The following is a 12,276-nucleotide window of genomic DNA, read 5'->3' on the forward strand; positions in this document are numbered from 1 at the left end:
CTTAGGCAGCGCCGAGCATCGGCCCAAACTTCTGACGGTCAGCGAGTCGCGGATCTTCACGGTCCGGGACAACCATTACCGGTCCCTTGGAGTGGTGCAGGACTCCGTCCGATGTAGAACCCAACAGCATCCCCGCGAAACCACCACGGCCCCGTGTGCCCAGAACCACCAGCTCTACGCTGCGGCTGGTTTCCACCAGAACATCAACGGGGGAACCATCCCGGAGTTCCGTTTCCATGGGCAATGAAGGGAAGTGGCTTCTGAGCCAATCAGCCCCGGCGTCAAGCTGGACTTTGATATCCGCAAACAAGGCATCCCGGTCCAAGGGTGCCGGAACCCATGCCAGGGAACCGCTGTACTGCGGCACGGCACAAATCACCCGGAGTTTCGCTCCCATGCGCTGTGCTTGCTCGGCCGCTTCGAGCACGGCCACGCGGGCCTGCTCGGAACCGTCCACGCCTACGGCAACTACGTTTTCCACAGTACGTGGGCCTGCCTTGGCATGTTCAGCCTTGATGTGTTTGTCCTCAGTGCTTTCACCAAGGCGGTCGGCACAGTAGAGCGGGACAGTCACAGTGGGGCATTTGGCGTGGGCGGGCAAGGCGCTGCTGACTGAGCCAAGTAAACGCCCAACGAATCCGCCGCGGCCCCGGCTGCCGAAGACAAGGAGGGCTGCCTCGCTGGAAAGATCCAACAGGACGCCAGCGGCGTCGCCGTTCTCGACAGATGCATCGACGTCGATGGCATATCGGGACACCTTATCCAGGGCCTGCCGGACGATCGCATCCGCGCCCTCGCGAATCACGGAATCATCGACTGTTGCGTAGCCGCCGTCCAGCCCGGAGGCGGCGAAGATGGGCACAGAATATGCCGTGACGATATGCAAGGGAAGTTGCCGACGTTCGGCCTCCCGCGCGGCCCAAACCAAAGCACATTGACCATGCTCTGAACCGTCCACTCCCACCACGATGCCACCGGGTTCCACGGCCTGATCCTGGCCGTCCTGTGGCTCTTCACTGTGTCTGCCGTGCTGGTCCATGGGGGCCTGCCTCTCCACCTACTGCTTGATGTTCCGGCTATTCTGCCAGAGGTTCTCCGCGTCGGATTCCCTCGCTGTTTCATTGTCAATGGCCGGAGCAGGAGAAACCGGGAAATTTCTCCTCCCAGTGCCAACTATTCTCGGTCAGCAGTACCGAATCAAGGCGACATTGGGCTATGTGCATAACGGTCCGGGCTCGGTTGCCGGGCATACACATTGCGCTGCGGACGAACACACAAAACGCGCAGCCGCGGAGGCTATCCATGGCCGAAAAAGTTCGGTAGTGTTCGAGTCACCGAATGGCCGGCGAACGTGTTTCACACCACACACTCCGGCCATTTATTTGCGGCCGCTTGGGGAACTCGGACGCGATCCCACGCGATGCCGTAAGGCACACACGTCAAGGAGGAACCAAGCAGTGTCACTCACGCCTGATTCCGGCACGGAGCGCACCACCACCGTGGTTATCGGAGCCGGCCTGTCCGGCTTGGCAGTTGCCAGCGAACTCAGCCGCTATGGCGTGGGCTCAATCGTCGTGGACGGGTTTGGTGCATTGTCCACCACTGGTCCTTCCGTTCATACAGGCATGCTTCAACGCACCGAGGTGGCCGATCCTGCAGCCATGCAGGAACGCAACGAGATCCTCCGACACCTGCGGAACTACGCCGCCAACCACCAACTGGACGTTCGCAACACCACGCGCGCCGTCCGCCTTGATTTCCTGGGTTCCGACCCCTCCCGGCAAATCGGATACGGGCTGGCCGCCAGCATGACCACAGCGGGCCTGAGAACGGGTCTCCACGTATCCGGCCCCCTCGAATCCACTCCACGCCAGTGGGCAGTCCACACAGCCAACGGCGTTCTCTTGGCAGACCACGTAGTAGTGACACGCTGCGCCCAAAGCCAGTTGCGCCGCATGCTCGCCGAACTTGGAATAGCCGTTGGCCAGAACTTCGCGGCAGCCATGCGGGCGGTAGGGATGCACCTGGTGGGTGTTGGGGACCTCATCACCCCGTCTCCCAAGGAAGTGCTGCGGCAAGCCAAGGCAGTGGGCCAAGCCATCTCCTCAAAGGTTGCCCTGCCCGCAGGTCCGGGCATCGCCCTCGCCTAGGGGCACTACGCCTGGGGCACGACCGCCCAGGGGCTCACACGGGCCCCGCCGCCCACGCGGCCACCGACCCGCCGTCGCCTGACCCGCCGTCGAGCTTTCCCTACTGAACATTCTTTCCCCGCTGAACAATAACAAACAGAACTTAACGTCAAAGGCCGGTGCCTCCAAAGACATTAGTCTTTGAAGGCACCGGCCTTTGAACTGAAGCGTGAGGCTTTATGCGCCAGCGCGTACGTAGGTCAGGGGACCCGTTGCGGTCAACCAGCTGATCGGGTGGATACCCGTCTGGTTGCCGTTGATGCCACCGCTGATTGCCTGGCCGTTGCCGATGTAGATAGCAACGTGGCCGGACTGGACGATCATGTCACCGGGCTGGGGATCGCTGACGACCTTGCCGTAGTTCATGAACTGCATGGGACCGAGGTCGCCTACCGGGATGCCTGCGGAGCCGAGGGCCTTCTCGACCATGGCGGTGCAGTCCTGGAAAACGCCGATCTGTGCGTAAGCCGAAGCAACCATGGCTGCGTTGACGCCGCCAACGGCGGGAGCAGCAGCTACAGGAGCAGGGGCAGCCGGTGCGGCAGCCACAGGAGCAGCAGCAACCGCAGCCTGGGCTGCGACGGGAGCTGTTGCAGCAGCAGTGGTGACTGCTGCCTTCTGAACCACAGGAGCCTCAACAACGGGAGCCGGCTTTTCGATGACCGGGGCTGCTACGGAAGCAACGGCCGGGCGCTCGAAGTTGACGGTAGCCGTTGCCAGAGCGGTAACAACCTTGGTGGGTGCCTCGGAAACGGTCTCAGCGACCGTTGCGGGGCTGGAGTCGCGCTGAACCGGAGCCTCAGCTGCGTGGGCAGCAATGGAGCCGGTCAAAACGAGGCCCGAGGCTGCTGCGATAACAGCTGCCTGGCGGCCAGCGCCGGAAGCGTTGCTGGCTACTGCCTTCGAGATGGAGATGAACGGATTAGGACGTACGCTGTCCGCCTTACGACGGCCGCGAAGAATGCGTGAAGACATGAAAGAGCCTCTCCCGATGCCTGCGAGGTTAGCTGTCGGATTCGGATGGGAGTCACCCGGCCACTATCCCCCGCTGTTCAGCGGAAGCTTCGTGACTTCACCCCAAGGCACACTCGAAAGCGGCCTAAATTGGGTTCCCCGTCTCTGCCGTAGGTTTGTCTGCGAACGGATTCCGGACTGCGGCAGAGCTAGGCAATCAGGCCGGAAGTGCCCGCTACGTGGAACAGGCACAGGTACTACCGTACGCGATGATTCCACCGAAGTCACATTTAAGTAACGGGAAGTGGGCTTCTGGCGTGTCGCAGTGTCCGTTTCGAGATATTCGCAGGTACGTAGAAAACCGCGTTATTCCGCGGGAGTATCGCCATCAGGGCTGTTGGAAGCGGCGAGTTTCTTCCGTGCGGTAACAGCAAGGTAAACAACGAGACCCACAGCAACAACAGCCAGCCCGACGATGCTCCAAGGGAAGGGTTGCGAGGCGTCAGCGGCAGGCTCGCTGCTGCCCGTTCCCGGCGCTGCGGTACCCACCGTAGGTACTGCGGCTGACGGCGCTGATGCCGTCGGTGACGTACCAACCGGGCCAGCCGCCGTCGTCGTGCTTCCCGCGGTGGCTGTGAACGTAAAGGTGCCCTCGATGGGATGGGAATCCGAGCTGACTACGCGCCATACAACCGTGTATTCACCAGCCGGAGCGCCCTCTCGAAGCTTCTGGACGGCTTGGTTGTCAATGATTTCGACCGGACCGTCCGCCCAGTTCTCACCGCCTGCCGTCACGGTTACGCCGGACCCAATTGCGAGCGGGCGGTTGTTGAACGTGACGGAGACCGACGCCGGGACTTCCGCCACGCTGGCACCGTTGGCTGGCGCGGTTGACTCGGCGGCGTCGTGCGCGGACGCCGGAGCCGCGGAAAACAGCAAGGCGGACGCGAAAGCAAGAGCAGCGACGACGGCGGCCAGAAGCGGGCGGATGGTACGCATGGGGCGGTTTCTCCTAGTGTTGGCTTCCTTACAGACTAGGCGAATCGTTCGAAGGGCCCACACCGGACAACATAGGATTTGAGAGCAAACTCCCCTCGATCCCCGGAGACCTTCATGCTGAAACAAGGTTCTGCAATCGACCGCTACTTCAAAATCTCCGAACGTGGATCCACGTATTCGCGGGAAATCCGTGGCGGCTTCGCGACCTTCTTCGCCATGAGCTACATCGTGGTGCTGAACCCGCTGATCCTCTCCGGACCCGACTCGAGTGGCGCGTCGCTGGGCTTCACGGCCGTGGCAGCCACCACAGCTTTCGTTGCCGGCATCCTGACCATCCTCATGGGGGCGTGGGCCAAACATCCGTTTGCCGTGGCCACAGGCCTGGGTGTCAACGCCTTCGTGGCAGTAACAGTGGCCTCCCATCCCGGGTTGACCTGGCCGGACATGATGGGGCTCGTGGTGCTGTCAGGCGTCACCATGCTCATCCTGGTGCTGACCGGTTTCCGAACAGCAGTGTTCAAGGCGGTTCCGGAGGCCCTGAAGACGGCAATTGTTGTGGGCATCGGCCTCTTTATCGCACTCATCGGACTGGTCAACGCGGGTTTCGTCCGCCGCATCCCTGATGCCGCCGGGACCACCGTTCCGCTGGGCCTGGGCGTGGACGGAAAGCTCATGGGCTGGCCGACACTCGTTTTCGCAGTGGGCTTGATCCTGACCATCGCCCTGGTGGTCCGAAAGGTCCGTGGCGCCATCCTGATCGGGATCGTGGTGTCCACTGCGCTGGCCGCCATCCTCGAATTTACGCTGCACATCGGCCCAAGCTTTGACGGAACCAACGTCAACCCCCGCGGCTGGTCCTTGGTGGCCCCCACGCTCACCGAATGGGGCGCCCCGGATCTGTCCCTCATCGGCAAAGCCAACCCCTTCGGTGCTTTTGAACACCTGGGCTTCATCGCTGCGGCTTTGCTGGCATTCGTGATTCTCCTGAGCATCTTCTTCGACGCCATGGGCACCATGGTTGGCTTGGCCAACGAGGCCGGAACGGTGGACAAAGACGGCAACATCCCCAACGTTGACCGTGTCCTCCAGGTCGATGCCCTCGGTGCAATCGTGGGCGGCGGGGCCTCCGTTTCCTCCAACCAGATCTTCGTCGAGTCCGGCGCCGGCATTGGTGAAGGCGCCCGAACCGGCCTCGCCTCGATCGTCACCGGCGTCCTCTTCCTTGTGGCCATGTTCTTCACGCCGCTCATCAACCTGGTGCCGTTCGAGGCCGTGGCTCCCGCCCTGGTGGTTGTGGGCTTCATGATGGTCTCCCAGGTGGGCAAGATCGATTGGCAGGACTGGGGCGTCGGAATTCCCGCGTTCCTGACCATCGCCCTCATGCCGTTCACCTATTCAATTGCCAACGGCCTCGGCGCGGGCTTCATCTCCTACGTCCTGATCCGTACGTTCCAGGGCCGTGCCCGCGAAGTTCACCCCTTGATGTGGGCTGTGGCAGCCGCGTTCCTGCTGTTCTTCGGCATCGGAACTGTGGAGGAGTTGTTGGGCGTCAAGTAGGTCCTCGCCGAGTTGGCATGTGATGCCCATGTTTGGCGCCAACATGGGCGTTAAATGCCAACTCGCGGCGTCTACGGGGAGCACGATGTCCGGAATTCCAGACACGCTCTCTCCTAGATGGCTGGTGCTGGGAACCTGGCTCGGGTGTCCTTAAAGCATGGGATCTAAAACCGCCACCAGCCTCGCCGTAGATGTCTCCCCTGCCCCTTGGACAGGTCGTTTTGATGGCGATGGCGATGAGCACCGGCGGTGGTGGCAAGCAGTAGCTCCCCATCTGCCGGCTGCCTCGGAAGCAGCCTCTCGACCCGCCGTCGTGCTTGGCTTCTGCAGCGACGCCGGCGTCCTCCGGAACCAGGGGCGCGTTGGCGCTGCTGCCGCTCCTGCCGCCATCCGCTCTGCGCTGGGGCCGCTGGCTTTCCACCTTGACCGTGACGTGTTCGACGCCGGTGATGTGGTTGTGGAGGGCGACTCACTGGAGGTGGGCCAAGAGCGCGCCGGACGCGCCATTTCGGGACTGCTCGACGCCGGAAACCTCACCGTGGTGTTGGGCGGGGGCCATGAGACCGCCTTCGCCAGCTACTTGGGCGTGGCTGGTTCTGCAGCGGTTCGTGGCAAGCGACTGGGTGTGTTGAACCTGGACGCGCACTTTGACCTGCGGGATGAACCGACGCCGAGCTCAGGGACGCCCTTCCTGCAGATGGCCCACGCGGAAGCCGCCGCGGGGCGTGAACTTGAGTACGCCGTCGTCGGCATCTCGGAACCGAACAACACGCGGACGCTCTTCAACACCGCTGAACGTTTAGGCGTGAAGTACCTGCTTGATGAGCAGTGCACTGCGGAAGCCGCGGAAGTATTTGTTGCCGACTTCCTGGCCGGGGTGGACGTGGTGTACCTGACCATCGATCTGGACGTGATGCCGGCGTCGGTGGCACCCGGGGTGAGCGCGCCCGCCGCGTATGGCGTGCCGCTGCCGGTGATCAGTGCGGTTTGCAGGCAAGTTGCTGCCAGCGGAAAGTTGCTGCACCTGGACGTGGCAGAGCTGAATCCGAAATTCGACATTGATTCCCGGACCGCGAAGGTTGCCGCACGGCTGATCAACACCCTCCTCGCATAAGCGGACGTTGGCGTAGGCGGACGTTTGGAAGGCCCTGTTCCTGGGCACATTCCTCCACGTAGCCTGTGTGGAGGAAAGGACAGCGATGCGCACACCTCTTGTGCAGGAGAAGTGGGCTTGGGTTGCAGGGCTGGCAGCAGTAGCCCTTGGACTGGCTGCGCACATGCTGGCTGGCGGCAGCATTCCCGCCGTCCCCGTCCTTCTGGCCTTCGCCGCACTTTGCTGCCTGGCGGCTCAACTCATTGCACGTTGGGTGCACGGACCCCTGTTGTTGCTGCTGCTGTCCGGCCTTGCCCAGCAGTTGCTGCACCTCGGGTTTGACGCCTTTGGAGGGTACTTTCCCGGTAACGGCTTCCTGGATCACTTGCACGGCGGCCAGCTGGACGCGCCCGCAGAATCCGGGGCCGCAGAAGCCGGGGCTGCCCCAAGCACCGGTTCGGTCCACCTCATGCTTTACACCCACATGGCAGCGGCCATCCTCACGCTGCTCCTGGCGTCAGGGGTTACCAAGCTGACAGGGATGCGTGCCAACCGCCGCGTTGGCACGGATCCCGCGCTTATCCGCGGATCCCACCCTTGAACGTATCGCTCAACGAACTAGCCGCTGATCCGCTGGCGCAGGGGCGCAGGGGCGCAGATCAGCCGTCATTGGAGGCAACGCGGCGCAACCTTCCCGTAGCCCGGCGACACCACCCAGTAGCTCAGAGACACCCTGCGTAGCCCTGCGAAAGCCCGGGAAATGAACTTTGATCCGGCCGCATACGGACGCCTAGTGTCGCTTGCACGTGGTGTACCCGAGAGGCCAGGGAGCTGCCTGCAAAGCAGCGCACGCGGGTTCGAATCCCGCCACCACGTCTTGGGGCACAAACTCCCCGCGAGGTGGCATTTGATGCCAATGTTCCGCTCAAACATTGGCGTTAAATGCCACCTCGCGGGTGCGAGACCGGGACTCCGACGAGGTCCGTCGATGAGACCCAGGTCACTGGTCTGCCAGTCATCTTACAAATACTTGCCGCGCACCATCTATGATTGATGGGTCGCCCTCGCATGCGGCAAGTAATAGGAGGCCCCCAAATGACCCCTGCAATGATTGCAGAACGCGAAATTCGCCTGTCCTTTTCCAAGGCAGACGAGATCCACGACGGACTCGACCGTGCCGTGGATGCCCTGATCGAAAACGCAGCAGCAGACGCTAACTGCGGCATTCTGGTGACCCGGCACGAACCTGGCACCTACACAGTGGCTCTGGACGAATCCGTTCCCTTCGGTCAGACCCGCGAAGTACTCGCCGCCTGATTGCCACCCCCTGACGGCACTCACGGCAGCGAACAAAAAACCGGGGCCCGTTCCCTTTCCGCATCTACTACCCGCGGAAAGGGAACGAGCCCCGGTTTCTGTTTTAACAACTATCCCCGCCCAAGTAGGTCGCAGTTAAGGGCGTTTTGAGCGTTCAAAACGCCCTTAAATGCGACTCAGTTGGGTGCCTACGCCCGGCGGAGAGTCACGCCGTCGGATTTCATGAACAGTTCCTTGCCCTCTTCGGTAACGCCCGACCCCAAGTGCTCAAGCCATACGACGTTGCCGCTTCCGGAAACTTCCTCGACCCGGCCGGCGGCGATCACGTGGGCGTATTTGACCACTTCCACCCGCTCGCCAACTTTCAGCGTCTTCCAGTCGGTAACCGTAGCCGTGTGAGCGCTTCGCCTGGACAGGACTGCTCCGCGTGCCTTCATTGAACTTCTACCCCTTTGTGGATGTTCTCTGTTGTGTATTGAGTTGTGTGAAACGGTTGACCGTCAGGCCCACGACATCGTTGGCGTGGACGTGACGTACACCATAAGTTTTACTACATTTGCCACGCCCCGGTGCTTGCGTTGCGAACAAAGACCGGGGCGTGACAAATATGCCCATCAAATGAGCGTTTTATTCGACGTCAGGCCAAAATCCCGACGGCGGATTCGGCGGCCGCGCGGACCGCGCCGGAGCCAACCAAACGGTCAGCTGCTTCCAGTTCCGGCGACAGGAACCTGTCGGTGCCCGGGCCTTGGACCACTTCACGAAGCACCGCAAGCACGGCCGTGCCGGCGGGACCCGGGGTGAGTTCGCCGTCGGACATTTGCGTCCGCATGTCAATAGCGCGGGCGCTGGTGACAAGCTCGACGGCGAGCACGCGGCGGAGGTTCTCCACCGCCTTGCGCAGCTTCCGGGCAGCGTGCCAGCCCATGGACACGTGGTCTTCCTGCATTGCGGAGCTCGGGATGGAGTCCACGGATGCCGGAACGGCGAGGCGCTTGTTGTCCGAAACCAGGCCTGCCTGCGTGTACTGGGCGATCATCAAGCCGGAATCGACGCCGGGGTCTCCGGCAAGGAAAGCCGGAAGTCCGTGCGAGCGGGCCGGATCAAGCATGCGGTCCGTGCGGCGTTCGGCAATGGAGCTGAGGTCCGCCACAGCGATGGCCAGGAAGTCCAGGACGTAGGCCACGGGAGCGCCGTGGAAGTTGCCATTGGACGTGACGCGGCCGTCGGGCAGGACTACCGGGTTGTCGATCGCTGCCGCGAGTTCGCGGGAAGCCACCAGCGCGGCGTGGTCCACGGTGTCGCGGACAGCCCCGGCAACCTGAGGGGCACAACGCAGGGAGTAGGCGTCCTGGACCTTGGTGTCGTTGATCCGGTGGGACGCGACGATGGGCGAGTTGGACAGCACACGCAGCATGTTGTCGGCGCTGGCAGCCTGGCCAGGGTGCGGACGCAGGGCCGCGTGGAGCTCCGGCAGGAACACCTGGTCTGTGCCCAGCAGCGCCTCGACGCTCAACGCCGCAGTGACATCCGCCGTCGCGAGCAGCAAACGGATGTCGGCGATGGCCATCAGCAGCATGCCGAGCATGCCTTCGGTGCCGTTGACGAGGGCCAGGCCCTCCTTCTCTGCCAGCGTGACCGGCTCGATGCCGTGCTGCGCGAGCAGCTCAGCAACTGCAGGCTTGCCAGCGGTTCCGTACAGCTCGCCGTCGGGCCCCGTTGCTTCACCTTCGCCCATGAGGACCAGCGCGCAGTGAGACAGCGGCGCGAGGTCGCCGGAGCAACCCAGCGAACCGAATTCGCGGACCAGCGGTGTGATGCCTGCGTTGAGAACGTCCACCATGGTCTGCAGGACCACGAGTCGAACGCCTGTGCGGCCTGATGCCAGGGTTTTGGCGCGGAGGAACATGATGCCGCGGACCACTTCGCGTTCAACGGCCGGACCCATGCCTGCCGCGTGGCTGCGGATGAGCGACTTCTGCAGCTGCGTGCGGAGGTCCCTGGGGATGTGGCGGTTGGCCAGCGCGCCGAAGCCCGTGGAAATCCCGTATGCAGGGACGTCGCTGGTGGCGAGATCGTCAATGTGGGCGCGGACCTTGGCCACGTTATCCAGGGCGTCCTGGGAAATGGTCACCTTGGCATCATGGCGGGCGACGGCGACGACGTCTTCCGGGGTTACGCCGCTGGAGCCGAGGGTAACGGTGAGCTGTTCGTTGGATGTAATAGTCATGTTCTTACTTCTCTGGGGCCACGCGAGCAGGGTTCCCTGACCGAGCTTGCGAGGTTAGGGTGCTCGGGGGGATGGGGATGCGGACGCCGCGTTCGTTGGCGACCTCGACGGCGCGGGGGTAGCCGGCGTCGACGTGGCGGATGACCCCCATGCCGGGGTCGTTGGTCAGGAGCCGTTCGAGCTTTTCCGCGGCCAAATCGGTGCCGTCAGCGACGGAGACCTGCCCGGCATGCAGGGACCGGCCAATACCGACACCGCCGCCGTGGTGGATCGACACCCAGGTAGCACCCGAAGAGGTATTGAGCAGGGCGTTCAGCAACGGCCAGTCAGCAACAGCGTCGGACCCGTCAGCCATGGACTCGGTCTCCCGGTACGGAGACGCAACCGAGCCGGAGTCCAGGTGGTCACGGCCGATCACGATCGGGGCCTTGACCTTACCCTCTTTCACGAGCTGGTTGAACAACAACCCGGCCTTGGCCCGTTCACCGTACCCGAGCCAGCAAATACGTGCCGGCAGGCCCTCGAACTCCACCCGCTCCGCAGCAGCATCCAACCACTTGTGCAGGTGCTTGTTCTCCGGGAACAACTCCTTGATCGCCTTATCGGTCACGGCGATGTCTTCCGGATCCCCGGAAAGGGCGACCCACCGGAACGGGCCAAGGCCCTCACAGAACAACGGACGAATATACGCCGGAACGAAGCCGGGGAACTCAAACGCCCGCTCGTACCCGCCCGTGCGCGCCTCGTCACGGATCGAGTTACCGTAATCGAACACCTCAGCACCGGCGTCCTGGAGCTCCACCATCGCCTGCACCTGCCGGGCCATGGACGCCTGGGCCTTCTTCGTGAACCCTTCCGGATCCGCCTCGGCCTCGGCGTGCCACTCCGCCACCGTGATGCCCTCCGGCAGGTAGGACAGGGGGTCATGCGCGGAGGTCTGGTCCGTGACCACATCAAAAGTCACTTCGCCGGCCTTATGCCGGGCCAGCAGCTCCGGGAACACCTCCGCGGCGTTACCCACATACCCCACGGACCAGCCGCGGCGCTCAGCTTTGGCCTTCTGGACCTTCGCGATCGCGGCGTCCAGATCGGTTTCAACCTCGTCCAGGTACCGCTTCCCGGCACGACGACGCAGGCGGGACTCGTCGACGTCGACAATCAGGCACGCACCATCATTCAACGTCACCGCCAACGGCTGCGCACCACCCATGCCACCACACCCACCCGTCAGGGTCAGAGTCCCGGCAAGAGGGCCCTCCGTGGAACCCTCAACTGCCGGGGCCGGGTGACGGCCCTCGGCAGCGAGCTTATTCCCCACCGCAGCGAACGTCTCATACGTGCCCTGCAGGATGCCCTGGGTACCGATGTAAATCCAGGACCCGGCCGTCATCTGCCCGTACATCATCAAACCCTCAGCCTCGAGCCGACGGAACTCGGGCCACGTCGCCCAATCCCCCACCAAATTCGAGTTGGCCAGCAGCACCCGGGGAGCCCACTCGTGCGTACGGAACACACCCACCGGCTTACCGGACTGCACCAGGAGCGTCTCGTCCTTCTCCATCGACTCCAAGGTCCGGGTGATCGCATCAAACGCAGCCCACGACCGGACAGCACGGCCCGTGCCGCCGTAGACCACCAAGTCATCCGGACGCTCAGCAACCTCCGGATCCAGGTTATTCATCAACATGCGCAACGGCGCCTCGGTCTGCCATGACTTGGCAGTGAGCTCAGTACCCCGCGCGGCCTTGACCGGGCGGGCTCCTGTAGTGAAATCGGCGGGTGCCATGGTGGCTCCTTCGTCTGTGGGAAGTATGTGCTGGAAAGATCTTCTGCTTCTACTAAAGCCCCTTTATCAAGCGGCCGGAACGGCTTTTGGAGTGGTGCTGTCCGGGATTACAGACCCGCTCAACCCTCGCATTCGCGCGACAAAAAGAGCA

At 63.1% G+C, this 12,276-nt stretch carries 11 protein-coding genes, 1 tRNA gene and 1 riboswitch; of the genes, 6 read left to right on the forward strand and 6 right to left on the reverse strand.

Annotated elements, in window-relative coordinates; translation table 11 throughout:
• Window position 1 precedes the first annotated feature (1 nt).
• Window positions 2–1,039: a universal stress protein gene (locus tag M1D89_RS22045; RefSeq protein ID WP_498646977.1), complete on the reverse strand. Its 1,038-nt coding sequence runs from the start codon at window positions 1,037–1,039 to the stop codon at window positions 2–4.
• A gap of 418 nt (window positions 1,040–1,457) precedes the next feature.
• On the opposite strand from M1D89_RS22045, the gene M1D89_RS22050 reads away from it, so the two are divergent.
• Window positions 1,458–2,150 carry an NAD(P)/FAD-dependent oxidoreductase gene (locus M1D89_RS22050; RefSeq protein WP_402936895.1) on the forward strand — a complete coding sequence of 231 codons (693 nt, stop codon included), beginning with the start codon at window positions 1,458–1,460 and terminating at the stop codon, window positions 2,148–2,150.
• Between the two features lie 216 nt (window positions 2,151–2,366).
• Here the strand turns inward: M1D89_RS22050 and M1D89_RS22055 are convergent, their stop codons facing one another.
• Complete coding sequence (locus tag M1D89_RS22055; protein WP_309076255.1) at window positions 2,367–3,164, reverse strand: NlpC/P60 family protein; 798 nt, start codon at window positions 3,162–3,164, stop codon at window positions 2,367–2,369.
• 3 nt (window positions 3,165–3,167) lie between these two features.
• A riboswitch (cyclic di-AMP (ydaO/yuaA leader) is annotated at window positions 3,168–3,335 on the reverse strand.
• A 174-nt stretch (window positions 3,336–3,509) separates the two neighbouring features.
• On the reverse strand, window positions 3,510–4,142 hold the full coding sequence (locus tag M1D89_RS22060) for a copper resistance CopC family protein (protein ID WP_498646980.1): 633 nt from the start codon (window positions 4,140–4,142) through the stop codon (window positions 3,510–3,512).
• A gap of 114 nt (window positions 4,143–4,256) precedes the next feature.
• On the opposite strand from M1D89_RS22060, the gene M1D89_RS22065 reads away from it, so the two are divergent.
• The 5 genes from M1D89_RS22065 to M1D89_RS22085 all read left to right on the forward strand — a co-directional run bounded on the left by M1D89_RS22065 (window position 4,257) and on the right by M1D89_RS22085 (window position 8,109).
• A complete protein-coding gene (locus tag M1D89_RS22065) occupies window positions 4,257–5,699 on the forward strand; it encodes an NCS2 family permease (RefSeq protein ID WP_017198999.1) in 1,443 nt (480 codons plus the stop codon).
• A 157-nt stretch (window positions 5,700–5,856) separates the two neighbouring features.
• Window positions 5,857–6,813, forward strand: coding sequence for a formimidoylglutamase (gene hutG / locus M1D89_RS22070; RefSeq protein WP_498646983.1), 957 nt, complete (start codon window positions 5,857–5,859; stop codon window positions 6,811–6,813).
• Between the two features lie 85 nt (window positions 6,814–6,898).
• Entirely contained in the window at window positions 6,899–7,393 is a 495-nt protein-coding gene (locus M1D89_RS22075; protein WP_498646985.1) for a hypothetical protein, read from the forward strand.
• Window positions 7,394–7,597: 204 nt separating this feature from the next.
• Window positions 7,598–7,668, forward strand: a tRNA-Cys gene (locus M1D89_RS22080).
• A 219-nt stretch (window positions 7,669–7,887) separates the two neighbouring features.
• Entirely contained in the window at window positions 7,888–8,109 is a 222-nt protein-coding gene (locus M1D89_RS22085; RefSeq protein ID WP_017198995.1) for a hypothetical protein, read from the forward strand.
• A 188-nt stretch (window positions 8,110–8,297) separates the two neighbouring features.
• On the opposite strand, the gene M1D89_RS22090 is transcribed toward M1D89_RS22085, so the two are convergent.
• The 3 genes from M1D89_RS22090 to hutU form a co-directional block, all read right to left on the reverse strand.
• A complete protein-coding gene (locus M1D89_RS22090) occupies window positions 8,298–8,546 on the reverse strand; it encodes a hypothetical protein (RefSeq protein ID WP_498646987.1) in 249 nt (82 codons plus the stop codon).
• A gap of 200 nt (window positions 8,547–8,746) precedes the next feature.
• Window positions 8,747–10,339, reverse strand: a complete 1,593-nt coding sequence (gene hutH, locus M1D89_RS22095; protein ID WP_498646989.1) for a histidine ammonia-lyase — start codon at window positions 10,337–10,339, stop codon at window positions 8,747–8,749.
• Between the two features lie 4 nt (window positions 10,340–10,343).
• Window positions 10,344–12,125 carry a urocanate hydratase gene (gene hutU / locus M1D89_RS22100; RefSeq protein ID WP_498646991.1) on the reverse strand — a complete coding sequence of 594 codons (1,782 nt, stop codon included), beginning with the start codon at window positions 12,123–12,125 and terminating at the stop codon, window positions 10,344–10,346.
• Between the last annotated feature and the right edge of the window lie 151 nt (window positions 12,126–12,276).

It is taken from the genome of Arthrobacter sp. D3-18 (genome assembly GCF_054408525.1).